The sequence below is a fragment of the Actinoplanes aureus genome (assembly GCF_015704865.1).
In the GTDB taxonomy this organism is placed as follows: domain Bacteria; phylum Actinomycetota; class Actinomycetes; order Mycobacteriales; family Micromonosporaceae; genus Actinoplanes; species Actinoplanes aureus.
Genome location: NZ_JADQTO010000006.1, coordinates 349,127 through 366,087, shown reverse-complemented (window position 1 = coordinate 366,087; position 16,961 = coordinate 349,127). Strand labels below are relative to the sequence as shown.

General features: G+C 72.1%; 18 protein-coding genes. 5 read left to right on the top strand and 13 right to left on the bottom strand.

Going from position 1 to position 16,961, the window contains the following annotated elements:
* Positions 1–2: 2 nt before the first annotated feature.
* The 4 genes from I4J89_RS15685 to I4J89_RS15670 form a co-directional block, all read right to left on the bottom strand.
* Complete coding sequence (locus I4J89_RS15685; RefSeq protein ID WP_196414684.1) at positions 3–677, bottom strand: response regulator; 675 nt, start codon at positions 675–677, stop codon at positions 3–5.
* Entirely contained in the window at positions 665–1,846 is a 1,182-nt protein-coding gene (locus I4J89_RS15680) for a sensor histidine kinase (RefSeq protein WP_309238335.1), read from the bottom strand. The genes I4J89_RS15685 and I4J89_RS15680 overlap by 13 nt, the downstream gene beginning before the upstream one ends.
* A complete protein-coding gene (locus I4J89_RS15675; RefSeq protein WP_196414683.1) occupies positions 1,843–2,529 on the bottom strand; it encodes a YqeB family protein in 687 nt (228 codons plus the stop codon). Before I4J89_RS15675 ends, I4J89_RS15680 begins: the two co-directional genes overlap by 4 nt.
* 217 nt (positions 2,530–2,746) lie before the next feature.
* Complete coding sequence (locus I4J89_RS15670; RefSeq protein ID WP_196414682.1) at positions 2,747–3,934, bottom strand: PucR family transcriptional regulator; 1,188 nt, start codon at positions 3,932–3,934, stop codon at positions 2,747–2,749.
* A gap of 91 nt (positions 3,935–4,025) precedes the next feature.
* Between I4J89_RS15670 and I4J89_RS15665 the strand changes: the two genes are divergently transcribed.
* Both I4J89_RS15665 and I4J89_RS15660 read left to right on the top strand, forming a co-directional pair.
* A complete protein-coding gene (locus I4J89_RS15665) occupies positions 4,026–5,138 on the top strand; it encodes a ferredoxin reductase (protein ID WP_196414681.1) in 1,113 nt (370 codons plus the stop codon).
* A 19-nt stretch (positions 5,139–5,157) separates the two neighbouring features.
* Positions 5,158–6,342, top strand: coding sequence for a fatty acid desaturase family protein (locus I4J89_RS15660; RefSeq protein WP_196414680.1), 1,185 nt, complete (start codon positions 5,158–5,160; stop codon positions 6,340–6,342).
* A gap of 445 nt (positions 6,343–6,787) precedes the next feature.
* On the opposite strand, the gene I4J89_RS15655 is transcribed toward I4J89_RS15660, so the two are convergent.
* The 4 genes from I4J89_RS15655 to I4J89_RS15635 form a co-directional block, all read right to left on the bottom strand.
* Positions 6,788–7,099, bottom strand: a complete 312-nt coding sequence (locus tag I4J89_RS15655; RefSeq protein ID WP_230858974.1) for a putative quinol monooxygenase — start codon at positions 7,097–7,099, stop codon at positions 6,788–6,790.
* Positions 7,100–7,195: 96 nt separating this feature from the next.
* A complete protein-coding gene (locus tag I4J89_RS49540) occupies positions 7,196–8,794 on the bottom strand; it encodes a family 4 glycosyl hydrolase (protein ID WP_230858973.1) in 1,599 nt (532 codons plus the stop codon).
* A 528-nt stretch (positions 8,795–9,322) separates the two neighbouring features.
* Positions 9,323–10,381 carry a PfkB family carbohydrate kinase gene (locus tag I4J89_RS15640; protein ID WP_196414678.1) on the bottom strand — a complete coding sequence of 353 codons (1,059 nt, stop codon included), beginning with the start codon at positions 10,379–10,381 and terminating at the stop codon, positions 9,323–9,325.
* Between the two features lie 43 nt (positions 10,382–10,424).
* Complete coding sequence (locus tag I4J89_RS15635) at positions 10,425–10,916, bottom strand: hypothetical protein (protein WP_196414677.1); 492 nt, start codon at positions 10,914–10,916, stop codon at positions 10,425–10,427.
* Between the two features lie 71 nt (positions 10,917–10,987).
* On the opposite strand from I4J89_RS15635, the gene I4J89_RS15630 reads away from it, so the two are divergent.
* Positions 10,988–11,617, top strand: coding sequence for a maleylpyruvate isomerase N-terminal domain-containing protein (locus tag I4J89_RS15630; protein ID WP_196414676.1), 630 nt, complete (start codon positions 10,988–10,990; stop codon positions 11,615–11,617).
* Here the strand turns inward: I4J89_RS15630 and I4J89_RS15625 are convergent.
* Genes I4J89_RS15625 through I4J89_RS15615 form a run of 3 tightly spaced genes read right to left on the bottom strand, consistent with a single transcriptional unit; the run spans position 11,614 to position 13,995 of the window.
* A complete protein-coding gene (locus I4J89_RS15625) occupies positions 11,614–12,123 on the bottom strand; it encodes a GAF domain-containing protein (RefSeq protein ID WP_196414675.1) in 510 nt (169 codons plus the stop codon). The two genes, I4J89_RS15630 and I4J89_RS15625, sit on opposite strands and share 4 nt — an antisense overlap.
* A gap of 1 nt (position 12,124) precedes the next feature.
* Positions 12,125–12,406, bottom strand: a complete 282-nt coding sequence (locus I4J89_RS15620) for a hypothetical protein (RefSeq protein WP_196414674.1) — start codon at positions 12,404–12,406, stop codon at positions 12,125–12,127.
* Complete coding sequence (locus I4J89_RS15615) at positions 12,406–13,995, bottom strand: methyl-accepting chemotaxis protein (protein ID WP_196414673.1); 1,590 nt, start codon at positions 13,993–13,995, stop codon at positions 12,406–12,408. Before I4J89_RS15615 ends, I4J89_RS15620 begins: the two co-directional genes overlap by 1 nt.
* 171 nt (positions 13,996–14,166) lie before the next feature.
* On the opposite strand from I4J89_RS15615, the gene I4J89_RS15610 reads away from it, so the two are divergent.
* Entirely contained in the window at positions 14,167–14,730 is a 564-nt protein-coding gene (locus I4J89_RS15610) for a hemerythrin domain-containing protein (protein ID WP_196414672.1), read from the top strand.
* A 7-nt stretch (positions 14,731–14,737) separates the two neighbouring features.
* Here the strand turns inward: I4J89_RS15610 and I4J89_RS15605 are convergent, their stop codons facing one another.
* The gene (locus tag I4J89_RS15605; RefSeq protein ID WP_196414671.1) at positions 14,738–15,205 is read right to left on the bottom strand and encodes a hypothetical protein; all 468 of its coding nucleotides are present in this window, start codon (positions 15,203–15,205) and stop codon (positions 14,738–14,740) included.
* A gap of 50 nt (positions 15,206–15,255) precedes the next feature.
* Positions 15,256–16,038: a TIGR02452 family protein gene (locus I4J89_RS15600; RefSeq protein WP_196414670.1), complete on the bottom strand. Its 783-nt coding sequence runs from the start codon at positions 16,036–16,038 to the stop codon at positions 15,256–15,258.
* A 133-nt stretch (positions 16,039–16,171) separates the two neighbouring features.
* Here I4J89_RS15600 and I4J89_RS15595 point away from each other — a divergent pair, with 133 nt between their 5' ends.
* Positions 16,172–16,942 carry an ABC transporter ATP-binding protein gene (locus I4J89_RS15595; RefSeq protein WP_230858972.1) on the top strand — a complete coding sequence of 257 codons (771 nt, stop codon included), beginning with the start codon at positions 16,172–16,174 and terminating at the stop codon, positions 16,940–16,942.
* Positions 16,943–16,961: the final 19 nt, after the last annotated feature.

Below are 16,961 nucleotides of genomic sequence, written 5' to 3'. Positions count from 1 at the left end.
CCTCACGGGCGTTGTAAAGCTTCGTGGACCAGGATCGCCACCTGCACCCGATTCGCGCAGCCGAGCTTGTCGAGGAGCCGGGACACGTACGCCTTCACGGTCGGCACGCTCATGTGCAACGCCCGGCCGATCTCCGCGTTGGAACGGCCGGTCGCCACCGCGTCGGCCACCTCCCGCTCCCGCTCGGTGAGCCGGTCCAGCGCCGCATGGGCACGTGTCACCCGGTCGTTCGGGCCGTCGTCGTCCTTGCGGCCCACCGCGTACCCGATCAAACGGGGCACGACCGACGGTGCCAGGATCGACTCGCCGGCCGCCGCACGCCGTACCGCGTCCAGGATCTCGGTCGGCGCGATGTCCTTCAGCAGGAAGCCGTTGGCGCCCAGCCGCAGCGCACCGAGCAGGTGCTCGTCGGTGTCGAACGTGGTCAGCACCACGATCGCCGGGTTCGGCCCGTCGCGCCGCAGCTCCTCGGTGGCAGCCAGGCCGTCCATCCGCGGCATCCGGATGTCCATCAGCACCACGTCCGGGCGCAGCCGCCGGGCCGCCTCGACCGCCTCGGCGCCGTCGCCCGCCTCACCCACCAGCTGCAGGTCCGGGCCCGCGCCCAGAACCATGGACAGACCCACCCGCACCAGGGGGTCGTCGTCAGCGATCAGCACCCGGATCAGCTCGGCCACGGCAACCACGCTTCCAGATGAAAACCGAGCCCGGTACGCGGGTCGGCCCGCACGCCGTGCCTCAGCCGCCCGCCGAGCAAATCCACCCGCTCGGCCAGGCCGACCAGACCGGCGCCGGCACCCGGCACCAGCGCCGCCGGCGTGCCCGGCAACGCGTTGGAGACCTCGACATGCAGCTCACCCTTGGCGGTTCTTTCCAACAGCAGGTGCACGGGTACGCCCGGCGCGTGCTTTCCGGCGTTGGTCAGCCCCTCCTGCACGAGACGGAACACGGTCCGGCCGAGGGAGGGACTGACCGGTGTGCCGTTGAGGAGGTTCTGCGCTTCCACCCGTACCCCCGCGGTCTGTGCCTCGGCGACCAGATCGTTCAGATCGTCCAGCCCGGGTTGCGGCCGCAGGCCGTCGCCCTCGCCGGCGCGCAGCACCCCGAGGATCTCCCGCAGGTCCTCCAGAGCGTGGTGAGCGCTGTCCCGGATCGTCACCGCCGCCTTCGCCACCTCCTCCGGCGACAGGTCGGGGCGGACCTGTAGCGCCCCGGCGTGCAGGCTGACCATGGAGATCCGATGGGCGAGGGCGTCGTGCATCTCGCGGGCGATCCGTTCCCGCTCCAGCGCGCGCAGCCGGTCGGCGCGCAGGCCGGCCGCCTCCTCGGCGCGGGCCGCACGCTCGCGCAGCGACTCGACCAGCTCGCGCCGGGACCGCACCGCCACCCCGATCGCCACGGTCGCCGCGATCAGGGCGCCGCTCAGCAACAGCTCGACAAGGGGTGGGACACCCGGGTCGGGCCGCCGCAGCGAATAGCCGAACCCGATGAGCAGGTGCAGGAGCAGCACGAGCGCGACGATCCGGCCCCGGCGCAACGTGATCAGGGTGTAGACGATGACCAGCCCGGCGTAGGCGGACGTGTCGGTGAACAGCCCGGTCGGCGCGATGACGATCGCCGTGGCCACCGGGTGGCTGCGCCGCCACCAGATCGCCAGCGACGTCACCCAGCCCAGTGTCAGCAGCGGCAGGACCTCGCCGCTGCTGATCCGGCCGATGTTCTCGGCCTCGCCGACCAGGACCAGCGCGACGAACCAGGAGATCAGGATGGCGAGGACGTCCACCGCCCGGTACCGCACCCAGGCCCGCAGACGCACCAGCCGGTCCTGGCGCGGCGGAGTCGTCACGAGCGGACCAGCGGGCGCCAGAACTGCTTGTCGCCGTCGTCGCGGACGGCGTACCCCAGCTTCTGAAGCGTGTCCCGCAGCTCGCCGGCCTCCTTGCCGGCCTTCTTGCGCAGCGCCACGGCGCGCGCCGACAGGACCGCGTCCGCCGCCACCGGCAGCAAGCCGGTGTCCGGCACCCACCGGTGGTACAGCTCGGCGAACGGGTCGGCGTCCCGCCACGGGTAGCCGAACTCGCGGAAGGCCCGCTCCAGCACCGCCGCGCCGGCCCGGGCCTCACCGCGGAACGCCTGCCGCGACTCCCGGTCCAGCACCACCAGCGCGTCACCGTCCCGATAGATCGCCTCGATGTCGGCGCGAGGCAGGGTACGGCGGTCGTCCGCGAGCTCCAGGCTCACCTCGTCGGAGCCGACCGTGACGCTGGCCGTGCGGCGCAGGATCTCCATCGTCACCACGGCGCCCAGCCCGGCGAGGATGGCCGCCTGCACGGCCAGCTCCCACCACCGGTCGATCGAACCGGCCACCACCCAGACCGGCCGGAACGGCAGCGGGATGTCCAGGTCCAGCGCCCATCGCGCGACCATCGGCAGGACCGCGGCGAGCACGAGGCCCAGCACGGCCGGTCCGGCGGTCACGAGCGCCCGATCAAATCCGGTGTACGTCAGCACGACGGGTTGGTTGCGCACACCGCCGACGCTATGCCCCACCGGCGAACCGGACCAGACGACCGAAGTCGGCCGTCCGCGACTTTGGTCTATCGGCGGCGGGGGGCTTCGGGGTGAGCGCGACCGGCTGCATGGGCCCGGCGGTCGCGCTGGGGCGGTGAGTGGGCAGGTGGCCGCGCGGGAGCGGCGGGGCGGTGTGGGTTCGGCGGGAGGTGTCGCGCGTACCGGGAAGGGGTTTTCAGGATTCTGGGAGCGCGAGGGCGATGGTCAGAGCGAGCACCCACTGCGGATCGCGCAGTTTGTCGCCGTAGAGCTCACGGAGGCGGGCCATCCGGTAGCGGACCGTCTGCGGATGGACGAAGAGTTCGGCGGCGACGTCCTCGCGGCGGCCGTGATGCAGCAGCCAGCTGCGGAGCGTCTCGACGAGTTTGGCGGCGGCGGCGCCGCGTTCGCCGGCGAGCGGGGCGAGGGCGCGGGCGCGCAGATCGGCGAGGGCACCCGGGTCGGCGGTGACCACGACCCCGGCCAGGTGGTCCTCGGTGTCGACCACCGCACCGGCGGCGGGCGGGTGGAGTTGGTGCACCCGGATCACGCGGTCGAGCGAGCCCTTCGCCTCCGGCCAGGGGCGGGCCGGGCCGATGATCGCGCTGTGGCCGGACAGCAGCCGGGTCAGATGCGGGCGGGACGCGCCCTGCGGGTCGGGTACCAGCAGCACGGTCATGCCGGGCAGGTCCGGCACCGCTTCGGCGAGCTGGAGGGTGCGCGGATCGAGCAGGTCGATCACCCAGCGGGCGGAGCGTTCCGGCAGCATGATCGCGGTGAGGGTCTGCGGCGGCGTCCACTCGGCCTGCTCCGCGGCGGCCTGCACCACGAGCGGCGGCTCGCCCGCGACCAGCGCCTGCGCCAGCTCCTGGAGGTGCCGCAGCCGGATCCGGCCGGAGGCGGCGAGCTCGTCGGCGTGCCCGGCAACGCTCGCCGCGGAGAGCTCGTCGATGTAGGCGAACACCAGCTCGGCGAAGTCCGCGATGGTGGCGGCCGGCTGCCCGATGCCGACACTGATCGCGGCCAGCTCACGCCACGAGACACGGGCGCCGACCCGGTAGGCGGCGAGCAGCGCGTCCAGGCTGCGGCCCGAGCGGGCCTCACCCCGGCCCAGCGCGTACGCCGCCTCGAGCGCCGCCGCCAGCGGAGTGCCGGGGTCGGCTCCCGGGCGGGACACCAGGTTGAGGAACGTGCCGAGAGCGGCCTGCACCGCCTTCTCGATCTTGTGGCCGAGTTCGCCGGCGAAGGCCTCCGCGTAGGCGGGCACCTCCATCGTGATCGCCGCGATGGTCTGCACGGCCACCTCGGGCAGCCCCTGCCGGAGCGGATCGATCACTTCCGCGGGGAGGCGATAGGACCGGACGTCCCGCAGCGGTTGTTTCATAGGTGCACCTTCTCCCGCCAGTTCAACGTTTGCCGCCCGAGTGTTGTACCCACCGAACAATTATCACGCTTGCGTTTCACTTCCCATGGTCATGCTTTCGCCCGCTCCAGGTAGCAGGCTTGGTGATGTGCCAGTTACTCAGAAATTGCGCAACGGCGCCTGGCGCGTCGTCGAGTTGATCACGACGCCGGTGGTGCCGGCCGACTACCTCGACGTCATCGCGCCCCTGCGCAACCCGACCGTCCTGCGCGCCCGGATCGAGGCGGTACACCGGGAGACCGCGAACGCGGTCACCCTGGAACTGCGCCCCGGACGCAACTGGGAGCAACACCGGCCAGGTCAGTACATCCGGCTCGGCGTGGACGTCAACGGCACACGGCTGTGGCGGGCCTACTCCGTGTCGAGCGCCGCCGGCCGCAAGGACGGGCGGTTCACCGTGACCGTCAACGCGGTCCAGGACGGCGTGGTGAGCGGCCACCTGCTCCGGCACGCCAAGCGCGGCATGATCGTCAACCTCGACCTGCCCACCGGCGACTTCGTGCTGCCGTCCACTCCCCCGGCGAAGGCTCTGTTCGTGACCGCCGGAAGCGGCATCACCCCGGTCATGGGCATGCTGCGCAGCGCCCTGCACCAGATGCCCGACGTGGTCGTGGTGCACTCCGCGCGGACCGCCGACGACGTGGTCTTCGGCGCCGAGCTCCGTGCGCTCGCCTCGTCCGGGCGGATCCGCCTGATCGAACGGCACACCCGGGCCGACGGGCGCCTCAAGCCCGCCGAGCTGGCCTCGCTGGTGCCCGACCTGTTCGAGCGGGACACCTGGGCGTGCGGCCCGGGCGAGATGCTCGACGACCTGGGCTCGCACTGGACCGACGCGGGCGCCGCCGACCGGCTGCACGTGGAACGGTTCCGCCCCACCGTGCTGGTCGCGGGTGACGGTGGCACGGTCGCCTTCGAACGCACCGGGACGGTCGCCGACGCACCCGCCGGCACGTCGATCCTCGAGGCCGGCGAGGCCGCCGGCCAGCTGATGAAGTCCGGCTGCCGGATGGGCATCTGCTTCAAGTGCGTGCTGCCGATGCGCGAGGGGATCGTCCGCGACCTGCGCGACGGCACGCTCACCACCGTCACCGAGGTGGACGGCGCCAACGTCCTGATCCAGACCTGCATCTCGGCCGCCGCCGGGCCGTGCCGGTTCGACGCCTAGTTTTTGTGAGGGAAATTTCGTGACGACGCTTCAGCGCAAGGAAGTCAACCCGATCGCCCACCTCAGCCCCGAGGACATCGAGCAGATCGGGCGTGAACTCGACGCGATCCGGGACGAGGTGCTCGCCGTTCGCGGTGAGAAGGACGCCAACTACATCCGCCGGATGATCGCGGTGCAGCGCCGCATCGAACTCGGCAGCCGCGCGCTGCTGCTCTTCTCGCTCTTCCCGCCGGCCTGGATCCTCGGCACCGCCGGCCTGTCGATCTCCAAGATCCTCGAGAACATGGAGATCGGCCACAACATCCTGCACGGCCAGTACGACTTCATGCGCGACCCGAAGATCCACTCGACGACGTGGGAGTGGGACTCGGCGTCCCCCGCCGAGCAGTGGAAGCACTCGCACAACGAGCTGCACCACAAGTACACCAACGTGGTCGGGCGTGACAACGACCTCGGGTACGGCATCATGCGCGTCGACGAGCAGCAGAAGTGGGTGCCGGCGCACCTCGGGCAGCCGCTCTACAACTTCATCAACGCCTGCTTCTTCGAGTACGGCATCGCCGCGTACGACCTGGAGCTGGGCCGCAACCTCAAGACCAAGAAGCGGCGCAGCAACCCCGCCTTCCGCGAGAACCTGCGCGCCGTCGGCCGCAAGATCCGCCGCCAGGTGCTGAAGGACTACGTCGTCCACCCGGCCCTCGCCATCCCGGTCGGCTTCCTGATGGGCAACCCGTTCGGCGCGTTCCTGGGCACCCTGGCCGCGAACGCCGTCGCCAGCCTGGTCCGCAATCTGTGGAGCCACTCGGTGATCATGTGCGGCCACTTCCCGAACGGCGTCGAGACCTTCGAACGGACCTCGATCACCGGCGAGACCCGCGGCGAGTGGTACCTGCGGCAGATGCTCGGCTCGGCGAACATCTCCGGCAGCAAGCTGATGCACATCATGACCGGCAACCTCTCGCACCAGATCGAGCACCACCTCTTCCCCGACCTGCCGGCCAGCCGCTACGCGGAGATCGCGCCGAAGGTGCGGGCGTTGTTCGAGAAGTACGAGCTGAACTACGTCACCGGGCCGATGGTGGTCCAGGTGGCCTCGGCCTGGGCGAAGGTCTTCCGGCTGGCGCTGCCGAACCGCAAGGCGGCCAAGGAGATCGACTACTCGATCCCGCCGCGCCACCCGGCCGAGCAGCCGGCTGGGGTCTGAGGTTGCTGTGGTCTGAGGGCTCCGAAGACTGGGTCTCCTCGGTTTGAGGCCTCTGCAGACTTAGGTCTCGCGACGAGAAGGCGAGCGTGGGTCACCGCCGGTTCACGGGTGGTGGTCTCGCTCGCCTTTCTTCGTCGGTGGTGGGGCGTCGCTCTGGTAGGCGTTTGGGCAACTGCCAGACAGCCACCGGCTGCTGAGGCTTCGGCGTTGCTGCCCGCCACAGCCGCCAGCGGGCCAAAGGCTGCGGCGCTGCCGCACGCCACACAGCCACCAGCGGCCTAAGGCTTCCGTGCTGCCGCGCCCGCCACACAGCCGCCAGCGGCTTAGGGCTTAGGCGCTGCCACCTGTCTGATGGGCGAGGCCCAGGCCGCGGCGGTTCCCAGCTCGGTCGCCCGAAGTCTCGTCACGCCGGCATGGTGCGCCGCATGCCGGCGCGCAGGCCGCGTCAGGCTGGCATGGGTGGGACGCCCAGGCCGCCGGCGACCGCATACTCGTGGCTCTCGAACTCGCCGGTCAGCATCGGCATCGCCTTGCTGATGGCGGCCCTGGTCTCCGGCAGCTGGAGCGACGCGTCGTGATGCTCCTTGCTGTCCCACACCTCGCTGACCCAGATCGTCTGGTCGTCGGTCTCCGAGACGCCCACGACGTAGAGACTGCAACCGGCCGACGGCAGCCCGTCCGAGGCGCTGAGCAGGATCGAGACGACCTCATCCCGATGCCCTGCCTTGGCCTTCATCGAGCCGAGATACCCATACATCAAGCACTCCGTCCGCCGCCGCACTGTCCGCCGAAAACAGACTGCCATCCTGGTCTGACAGTTTCGGCGATACCGTCTGACAGTCTCGGCGATACCTCAGCGGAGGTATGCGAGTTCGCGGAACTCGTCGCGGTAGGCGTCGATCAGACGACGGGCGACCGGTTCCGAACCGACCAGCGGGTGCGCGGCCATCGCCCGGACAGCCGTGGCCCGGGACCCGGCGGCCACCGCCTCCAGGACGCCCCGCTCAACGCCCTTGACCGCCTGAACGAGCTCCACACCGTGCGCGGGCAGCGGCGCCACGCGGTGCGGCAGGGCTCCGCGCGCGTCCACCGTGCACGGCACCTCGACGACCGCTTCGTCGTCCAGCACACCGAGGCAGCCCCGGTTGCGGACGTTGAGAATGAGAGTGACCGGCTCGTCGTGGGCGAGGGCGCGCATGACGGCGAGTGCTACGCCCTCGTAGCCGGCCGGGCGGGACTCGTCGTGCTCGCGCTCGCCGGCGCCGGCCAGTTCCCGGTTCTCCGCCATGTAGGTCGCCTCCCGCTCCCGCCAGGCCTCCAGCCAGGCGTCCAGCGGATCGCGATCCGGTGAAGCGATCCGCGCGTAGCAGCGTTGCTGCTGCTCAAGCAGGAAAGCGCCACGGGTCTGCGGTGCGTCTCGGATCGCGGCGAGCGTGCCGGCGGGGTCGTAGTAATAGTGCAGATACTCGTTGGGGATGGCGCCGAGCTCGCGCAGCCGGTCGGCCCCGAAGAGGCGGCCCTCCTCGATGCTGTCCACGAGCGCCTTGTCAGCAAGCAGGCCCGCAAGCAAACCGCCGTCGGCTGGGCGGCCGCCGGCCGCGCCCATGGGTGGCATGTCACCGGACGGTCGCACGCCGCCAGACTGGCCCGCACCGCGCGAATGATCCACGCCACCAGGCGACCGCATGCCGCCAAGCTGATCCGCGCCGCCAGGCTCATCTACGCCATCAGGCAGGCGCATGCCGCCGGGCTCATCTACGCCACCAGGCAGGCGCATGCCGCCGGGCTGATCCACGCCCCCGGTAGGGTGCCCGCCGCCGGGTGGGCTGGTGGGCGGGACGGGATGGATGCCGTAGAGCCAACCCAGATGGTTGAGCCCCGCGTAGTCGACATGGACGGTGGCCGGGTCGGCGCCGACCGCCCGCACCGCCCGGTCGACCAGGCCGGCGGGGGAATCGCAGATGCCGATCACCCGGTCGCCGAGCCGGGTGGCCATGGCCTCGGTGACCAGGCCGGCCGGGTTGGTGAAGTTGATCGTCCAGGCGGCGGGCGCCAGCCGGGCGATGTGTTCGGCGATGTGGAGAGCCACCGGGACGGTCCGCAGACCGTATGAGATGCCGCCGGCACCTACCGTCTCCTGGCCGAGCACGCCCGCGTCGAGGGCGACCCTCTCGTCGATGACCCGGCCGCGCAGGCCGCCGACCCGGATCGCGCAGAACACGAACGACGCGCCGGTGACGGCGGTGTCCAGGTCGGTGCTGGTGATCACCGCTGGGGCGCCGGGCACGGCGCGGGCCTGGGCGGCGAGCACCCGGGCGATCGCGTCGAGACGTCCGCGGTCGGCGTCGTAGAGCATGACCTCGGTGATGCCGGTCCGCTGGTTACCGGCCAGCAGCGCCCGGTAGACCAGCGGCACCCGGAAACCGCCGCCGCCCAGAATCGTCAGCCGCATCGCATCTCCGCTCTCGTCGTCTCATCGGCCTTCCGGCCGAAGGCCGTGCGGTCACTCCCTGCTAAGGACCGTGCCACCCTCCCGGCCGAGGGCCTGCGGCCCCTTGCGATCCAGGCCGCGCAGCCCCTCCCGGCCGAGGGCCGGGCGGCCCACCGTGCCGCCCTTCCCAGTCCAGGCCTGCGGCCGCCCCTGGCCCGAGACCGTCCCGCCACTCCCGATCCAGGCCGCATGGCCGCTCCCGGCCGAATGCCGTGCGGCCATTCCCGGCCAAGACCGTGCCGCCCCTCCCGATCCGGGCCGCGCGCCCCCTCCGGGCCGAGGGCCCTGCGGCCACTCCCGACCCAAGACCGTCCCACCCCTCCCGATCCAGGCCGGGCGGGCCCTCCCGGCCCAGGCCGGGCGGCCCTCGGCCGATCCGGATCGCGTCGCCCTGCCGATCCGGGCCGGGCGGCCCCTGCCGGCCCCAGGGCCGCGCGGCCACCGACCCAGACCGCGCCGGCCCTGGCGGCCCGGGGCTGAGGGGCATGCTCAAACCTGGACGTCGGAGAGGCGGGCAATCGTCGCGGTCGCGCGATGGACCGCCGTCCGGCGGCCGGGCGGGATCACCTCGTCCAGGAAGCCGAATCGGCGGGCCAGCACGGCCCCGGCCGATTCGGCATGGCCGCGGGTGGCCGAGCAGCGGACCGTCTGCCACCAGTCGGCGATGTCGCCCCAGCCCGGGGCGGAGAGGGAGCCGCCGAAGTGCTGGACGGAGAGGGAGGCGACCAGGTTGGCGAAGGCCACCCGGTCGGCGAGTGGCCAGCCGCCCAGCGTCCCGGTGATGAAGCCGGCGGTGAAGACGTCGCCGGCGCCGGTGGGGTCGAGTGCCGCCACCGGTACGCCGGGCACGGCCACGACCTCGCCGGTGCCCGAGTCGATCGCCAGGGCGCCGTCCGCACCGCAGGTCACCACGACGACCGGGACCAGGCCGGAGAGCTTGTCCAGGGCCTGCCGGGGCGAGTCGGTACGCGTGTACCGCATCGCCTCGACCGCGTTGGGCAGGAAGGCGTGGCAGTCGCTGAGGGTGGTCAGTACGTCGCAGGACCACTGGTCGGTCTCGTCCCAGCCGACGTCCGCGAAGACCATCGTGCCGGCGGCCCTGGCCCGGTGCACCCACCCGATGCCGGTGCCGGCCAGGCTCACCGCCGCGCTGCGGGCCGCGGGCAGGCCGTTGACCAGGCCGTCGGCGTCGGTCGGGAGCGGGTGGCCGTGGGTGATCATGCTGCGGTCCCGGTCGGAGGCGAGCGAGACGGTCACCGGGGAGTGCCAGTCGTCGATCCGGGTCGACGCGGAGAGGTCGATCCCCTCCTGACGGCTCAGCACCTGGTGACAGAACTCGCCGTAGGCGTCGGAGCTGAGCGCGGTCCCGAGGCCGGTGTGCAGGCCCAGCCGGCTGGCCGCCACCGCCAGATTGGCCACGCCGCCGGGGCAGGAACCCATCCCGGACGCCTGCACCTCGGTGCCGGGCTCGGGCAGCTCACGGAGGCCGGTGAAGACGACGTCGAGGTACACCACCCCCGGCACGAACAGATCGAGCTGTCCACCCATTAGCCGATCTTACCTCCGTCCCGATAGGCCCAGTAGTGATTGATCATCGGACGCGGCGCAGGTCGGAGTGGGCGGCACGCAGGGTGTCCACGGCGCGATCGGTGCCCGGCGGGCGCATGTCGTCGAGCAGGCGCCAGGCCTCATCCAAGGCTTGGGACAGCTCCCGGATCCGGCCGGCGTGCTGCCGCCGGACGTCCTCCCGCACCTGCTCGATCCGGCGCAGCCAACCAGCCGCGGCCTTCTCCCCAGCGACCGGCACGGCCACCGGCGCCGCGCGCGGCAAAGCCGGCGGCTGAGCCGGTGGCTGAGGCAGTGGCTGAGCCGGCGGCTGAGGCAGTGGCTGAGCCGGCGGCGCCGGCCCGGCGCCGAGCACATCGCCCGGCGGCACGATGGCCGCGATCGGCCGCCCACCATCAACCACGATCGTCACCTGGCCGGTGACCCCGGTCACCCGGACGAGTTGCTGAAACCGCAGGCGCGCCTCGGCGACCGTGAGCTCGAGCCGGCGGCGGATCGGCGTAGCTGGTTCTCCCATGCCGCGATGATGCCGCCTGCCTATGACATTTTTCCGGTGCGTCCGCGGAAAGGGCCCGTTACGGTACCCGCATGACGAATCCCGGACCGGTCACCTCAGCCGACGTACGCCTGGCGACCGATCTGGCGATCACCGCCCTCGAGCCCGCCGCCGACCGGGACTGGCAGGTGCCGGCCGGCGATCTGACCTGGACGGTCTGGGAGACGGTGGAGCACATCGCGGACGACCTCTTCGCATACGCGGGGCAGGTCGCGGCACGGCGTCCGGCGCTGAAGGCGTACGTCCCCTTCGGTTATCGCCGGCGCCCGGACGGCCCGGCGCTGACCGTCTATGCGCAACCCGATGCCGGTGTCGCGGGCCTGCTCGATGTGCTGGACGCCTCCGGCGGCCTGCTGGCCGCCCAGGTGCAGGTCGCGCCGCGCCAGGCGCGCGCCTTCCATCCGATGGGCGTCGCCGATCCGGAGGGCTTCGCCGCGATGGGTGTCGTCGAGGTGCTCGCGCACACGCACGACGTCGCCGCCGGTCTCGGCCTGCCGTGGAACCCTCCGGACGATCTCTGCGACCGGGTGCTCTGGCGGATCTTCCCGCAGGCACCGCTCGACGGGTGGGCGGCTCTGCTCTGGGCCACCGGCCGCGCCGAGCTGCCCGGCCGCCCGCGCCAGCGGGAGTGGCGCTGGTACGCGGCGCCCCGGGAGGGCTAGCCGGTCCGGTACGCGTGCAGCAACCGCATCACCTTCTCCGCGCCGTCGGTGATCACGGCCAGGTCCACATCGGTGAAGATGCGCGGCCGGGCGTCGATCACGCAGTGCGCGCCCAGGATGTGCCCGCCCGCGCCGAGCAGTGGTACGCCCAGATAGCTGACCAGCCCGGTCAGCTGCAGGAACGGGTTGCCGGAGTGCCTCGGGTCGGAGCGGCCGTCGGTGATGCAGTACGGTTCGCCGGCCAGCACCGTGTAGGTGCACATGGCCCACTCGGCCGGGGTGCCCTGTGCCGCCGCCACCCAGCCGGAGACGCCGTGCGAGCCGAGGATGAACTGCGCGCTCTCGAGGATCACCGACACCAGCGACACCGGTGCTTCCAGCAGGGTGGCGCTGCGCTGGGCGACCGCGTCGAGGCTGGTCCGCAGGTCCGGGTTGAGCAGGTCGTATCCGGCGAGTTCGCGCATCCGGGCGGGTTCGCCGAGCCGGTCGAACAGTTCGGTGTTCACGTCAGCTCCTGGTGATGCTCTGCGCGGCGGCGGCGAGGTGCGTGTGCGAGGTGACCCGGATCCGCAGGGCGAGCGCGCAGAGCCGGGTGGTGGCGTCCGATGTGCTCATCTGCGTGAGCAGCCGGTCCAGGGCGGAGTCGTCGGTCTCGCGTCCGGTGAGCCCGGCGGCGTGCAGGAGCTGGTCCCAGATCCGGCGGCCGTCACCGGCGTGCACGCGCAGGACGGCGGCGCGGGCGTCGTCCATGGTGGGGCGGCTGAGGCCGTACGGCGAGCTGGCGATCATCACACGCTCCGGAATCCGCCGACGAGGTTCGTCAGGTCGCCGGCCAGCCGGGTGAGGTCGACGGCGGCCTGCTGGGTGGCCCGGGCGCCGTCGGCGGTCGCGGCCGCGACCTCGGCGACCCCGGAGACGGTACGCGCGACCTCGCCGCTGCTGGTGGCCGCGTCGGCGACCGAGCGGCTCATCTCCCCGGTGGTCGCGGTCTGCTCCTCCACCGCCGAGGCGATCGTCGTGGTGTAGTCGCCGATCCGCTGGATGACCTGGGTGATCTCGCCGATCGCCGCGGCCGCGGAGTCGCTGGACACCTGGATGGCACCGATCCGGTCGGTGATCTCCTCGGTGGCCTTGGCGGTCTGCTGGGCCAGTTCCTTGACCTCGCCGGCGACCACGGCGAAGCCCTTGCCGAGTTCGCCGGCCCGGGCCGCCTCGATGGTGGCGTTGAGGGCGAGCAGGTTGGTCTGCTCGGCGATGCTGGTGATCAGCCGGACCACGTCGCCGATCTCGGCGCTGGCCGCGCCCAGTTCGGCCACCTGGTTGTTGGTGCGCTCGGCGACGGACATGCCCTCCTGGGCGACCCGGGCGGCGTCGGAGGCGTTCGTGGCGATCTCGGCGATCGAGGCGCTCATCTGCTCGGCGCCGGCCGCGATGGACTGGACGCCGGTGTTGACCTCTTCGCTGGCGGAGCTGGCCGAGCCGGCCTTGTCCGCGACGTCGGCGGCGCCGGTCTGCAGCTGGGCGCTGACCGCGGAGAGTTCCTCGGAGGCGCCGGCCAGGGTGGCGGCGGACCCGCCGATGGTGTTGATCGTGTCGCGCAGCCGGGTGATCGCCGCGTCCAGGGCCCGTCCCATCCGGCCCGGCTCGTCGTGGGAGGTGAGTCCGGTGTCGCGGGTCAGGTCGCCGTCGGCCAGTCCTTCACAGACGACGGTGACCCGGATGAGCGAACGTACGATGCCGCGGGCCACGAAGACGCCGAGGGCCAGGGCCGCCAGGATGCCGCCGACGAGCAGCAGGATCGACTGGATGCGGTTGCTCTCGTACCCGGATCTGGCGTCCTCGGCGGCCTGCGCGGCCGCGGCCTGCTCGATCTGCTTCATCTCGGCGACGTGTTCGGTGATCTCGGTGACCAGCGACGCCATCTCGCCGTTGCGGACCGCCGTCCAGGTCGCCAGGTCGTTACGTGCCGAGGCCGGGAGCAGCTGCTCGTTCGCGCTCTTCACGAGGGCCTGCCAGTCGGCCTTCACGTCTTCGACCATGGCCTTCTCCGGGACCGGGCCGGTGATGTCGTAGTCGGCCCAGGCCGCGTCGACGGCTTCCACGTCGGCGGCGTACTGGTCCGCGTACTCCCGTTTCGCCGTGGCGCCCCGGTTGAGGGCGTGGTTCGACAGGTCGAGCTGGGTCTGGGTCATCCCGTTCTGCACGGCGCCCAGCGCGGCGACTCCCAGCACGTTGCTCCGGTAGATCTGCTGTGCGGCGTTGCTGGCGTCGCTCAGGGAACGAAGGCCCAGGATCCCGATCAGCAGCGCGACGGCGGCGGCCACGCAGATCGCGATCAAAATCTTGACGTTGACGCTGAGATCGGCCCACGGCCTCATGTCGTGTCTCCTCCGACACCCTGCGCGGCCCCCGCCGACCGTCACCCGTACTACTCCCGTCGGCACGGATGACGTGCCTGCTGAGGGAGTGAGGCCAGAGTTATTGGTGTGCAGGCGCACCACTTGCTCGCGGGACGTTAGCAACGGACGCCGGCGGGTAGACGCGAACGCATGACGACGGTTCAGGAACAGGATGTGATCGAGCTGCTGCTTGCCCAGCACCAGCAGATCAAGGCCCTTTTCACGCGGGTGCGGCAGTCCACGGGCGAGACCCGGGAACAGGCGTTCCAGGAGCTCGTACGGCTGCTCGCCGTGCACGAGAGCGCCGAGGAGCAGGTGGTGCACCCGGCCGCCCGCGACGACGCCGGCGACGCGGTCGTCGACTCCCGGCTGGCCGAGGAGAACGAGGCCAAGCGGGCCCTCGCCGAGCTCTACGACCTGGGCACCGGCGCGCCCGGGTTCGACGACCGGTTCACCGCGTTCGAGGCCGCCGTGCTCAGCCACGCGCTGCACGAGGAGCAGGAGGAGTTCCCGCTGCTGCGTACCAGGACCGACCCGGCGCGGCTGGTCCGGATGGCCGGCGCGGTGCGCGCGGCCGAGGCGGTCTCGCCCACCAAGCCGCATCCGGGGACCGGCGAAAACCCGGTGGTCAACATGATCGCCGGCCCGCCGGTAGCGATCTTCGACAAGATGCGGGACGCCGTCCAGGAGTGGCGCCGCTCCCAGGCGGACTGACCTCGGGTCAGGCGGCCCGGCGCGACGGCGCCGGGCCCGACTCCCGGCGGCGTCCCGGACCGGCCGGTACGTACCGCACCGGCGGGGTGATCCGCAACCGGCGCAGGACCGGCAGGAAGGGGTCGCCGAAGGTACGCGCGGCCGTGTGGAGCAGCAGCGCGGCCGCGACCATGCCGACCGCCGGCATCCCGATCAGCAGGGCCACCACCGAGCCGGTCAGACCGGCCCACACCATCACGCGCAGGCCGACGTCGGCGACCGGGATGCCGCTCGGCCGCTGCCTGGTCCAGATCGGCAGGAACGACGAGGCCAGGGCCAGCCCCACCGCCCCGAGAACGGCGGCGGCCGTGAGGAACGCCCGCGGCCAGTCGAAGTGCCGGCCCAGCGCGTAGCCGCCGGAGAGCACGGCCCCGAACCAGACCTTTCCCAGCGCCCAGCGACCGAGGCGGATCAGCACGTCCTCGTTGGTCGTCATGAGGGCTCCCCGCCGGTGAGGTCTCCGATCAGCCTACCGAGCCGCTTCGCTCAGGGAACGGCGAAGCATGCGCGGAACGCTTCGCGAGTCCCGTCGCGCCGGTCGACGATCGCGAACACCACCCGTTCGAACCACGGGCTGTCCCGGAGCGCGTCCGCGAAGACCCGCGCGACCTCGGCCGGGTCGTTGCCGAAGACCCCGCAACCCCACGCGCCGAGCACCAGGTCACGATGCCCGTGCGCGGCCGCGACCCGAAGGATCCGGGCCGCCCTGCGGGCGAGCACCCCGGACACCTGAGGCAACAGATCCGGCTGGTCTCGCACGATCATCGCGCGGTTGGGCGCGGCCGAGGTCAAGAACGAGACCGGGTACGCCTCCGTCAGCAGTGCCCCGCGATCGTCCCGGAACACCGGCACCCGCGGCGAGTAGATGACCCGGTCGGTGTAGAGCAGCCCGCGATCCGCCCGGTGGTACGCGTAGAACTCGCCCGCCGCCCGCAGGCACGGATAGAGCGCGGAGCTGCGAGCGAGGCTCTCCTCCTGGGCCTGCGCCCCGTTCAGGAAGCCACCGCCCGGGTTCCGCGCGGACGCGAAGTTGAGAGCGGCCGCGCCGTCGCCGAGGCGCCGGGCGGCCGCGAGCGTGGACTCGCCGGTGACCTCGACGACCGGTGCACCGGCCACCTCGGCGGGTTCCGGCAGGTCGTCATCGGGCAGATGCAGCCGGGTGCCGGCCACGGCCGCCGCCACCTCGCCGGCGAAGCGGACCTGGCCGTAACCGCCGCGCTCCACGATGGAGACCGTTTCCTGCGCGATCGCCCGCATCCTGCCGCTCATACCGTTGATCATCACCCGGGAAGCCGGCCGGAGACCACGGGTTTGTCGGATCGCCGGCCATCCGGGCGAGATCGACTCCAGTAAGCATGCTCACTCTAGTGAACATGTAGGAATAATGGGTAGGCTGCGCGCCATGAGCGCCGTACCCCTGCGACTGTCCGGCGTCGGCAAGGCGTTCACCGCGAACGGCCGCCGGCGCGAGGTGCTGGCCGGCGTCGACCTGGAGGTCGCCGCCGGCGAGGTGGTGGCCCTGCTCGGCCCCTCCGGCTGCGGCAAGTCGACGCTGCTGCGCCTGGCCGGCGGCCTGGACACCCCGACCGCGGGTTCGGTACGCGTCGACGGCCGCGAGGTGCGCGGCATCGAACCCCGCTGTGCCGTCGTGTTCCAGGAACCGCGCCTGCTCCCCTGGCGGACCATCGAGCGCAACGTCGCGTACGGGCTGCCCCGCGGGACCACCGGTGAAACGGCCCGCGACGAGGTGCGGCACTGGCTCTCCGTGGTCGGCCTGGCCGACTTCGCCCGGCACCGGCCCCGGCAGGTCTCCGGTGGCATGGCCCAGCGCGCCGCCCTGGCCCGGGCCCTCGCCCGCCGGCCCGGCGTGCTGCTGCTGGACGAACCGTTCGCGGCACTCGACGCGCTGACCCGGCTGCGCATGCAGGACCTGCTCGCCGAGGTACAGCGGGAGGCCGGTACGACGGTGCTGCTGGTGACCCACGACGTGGACGAGGCGCTGCACCTGGCCGACCGGGTGGTGCTGCTCGGCGGTACGCCGGCCGGCGTCCAGCTCGTTCGCGACGTCCCGGGCCCGCGGCCGCGCGACCGTGGCGACGCCGGCCTGGCCGCCCTGCGGGTGTCGCTCCTGGCTGAACTCGGGGTGCGCACCCACGCCCCCATCCCCACCTGAGATCCGGAAGGAAACACCC

What these genes read in the sequence shown, in the direction of transcription:
- I4J89_RS15640 (WP_196414678.1), bottom strand. Translation starts at nt 10,381, where the DNA reads ATGGGTGGACAGCTCGATCTGTTCGTGCCGGGGGTGGTGTACCTCGAC.
- I4J89_RS15600 (WP_196414670.1), bottom strand. Translation starts at nt 16,038, where the DNA reads ATGAGCGGCAGGATGCGGGCGATCGCGCAGGAAACGGTCTCCATCGTG.
- I4J89_RS15610 (WP_196414672.1), top strand. Translation starts at nt 14,167, where the DNA reads ATGACGACGGTTCAGGAACAGGATGTGATCGAGCTGCTGCTTGCCCAG.
- I4J89_RS49540 (WP_230858973.1), bottom strand. Translation starts at nt 8,794, where the DNA reads ATGCGGCTGACGATTCTGGGCGGCGGCGGTTTCCGGGTGCCGCTGGTC.
- I4J89_RS15605 (WP_196414671.1), bottom strand. Translation starts at nt 15,205, where the DNA reads ATGACGACCAACGAGGACGTGCTGATCCGCCTCGGTCGCTGGGCGCTG.
- I4J89_RS15670 (WP_196414682.1), bottom strand. Translation starts at nt 3,934, where the DNA reads ATGAAACAACCGCTGCGGGACGTCCGGTCCTATCGCCTCCCCGCGGAA.
- I4J89_RS15635 (WP_196414677.1), bottom strand. Translation starts at nt 10,916, where the DNA reads ATGGGAGAACCAGCTACGCCGATCCGCCGCCGGCTCGAGCTCACGGTC.
- I4J89_RS15615 (WP_196414673.1), bottom strand. Translation starts at nt 13,995, where the DNA reads ATGAGGCCGTGGGCCGATCTCAGCGTCAACGTCAAGATTTTGATCGCG.
- I4J89_RS15665 (WP_196414681.1), top strand. Translation starts at nt 4,026, where the DNA reads ATGCTTTCGCCCGCTCCAGGTAGCAGGCTTGGTGATGTGCCAGTTACT.
- I4J89_RS15620 (WP_196414674.1), bottom strand. Translation starts at nt 12,406, where the DNA reads ATGATCGCCAGCTCGCCGTACGGCCTCAGCCGCCCCACCATGGACGAC.
- I4J89_RS15595 (WP_230858972.1), top strand. Translation starts at nt 16,172, where the DNA reads ATGAGCGCCGTACCCCTGCGACTGTCCGGCGTCGGCAAGGCGTTCACC.
- I4J89_RS15655 (WP_230858974.1), bottom strand. Translation starts at nt 7,099, where the DNA reads ATGTATGGGTATCTCGGCTCGATGAAGGCCAAGGCAGGGCATCGGGAT.
- I4J89_RS15630 (WP_196414676.1), top strand. Translation starts at nt 10,988, where the DNA reads ATGACGAATCCCGGACCGGTCACCTCAGCCGACGTACGCCTGGCGACC.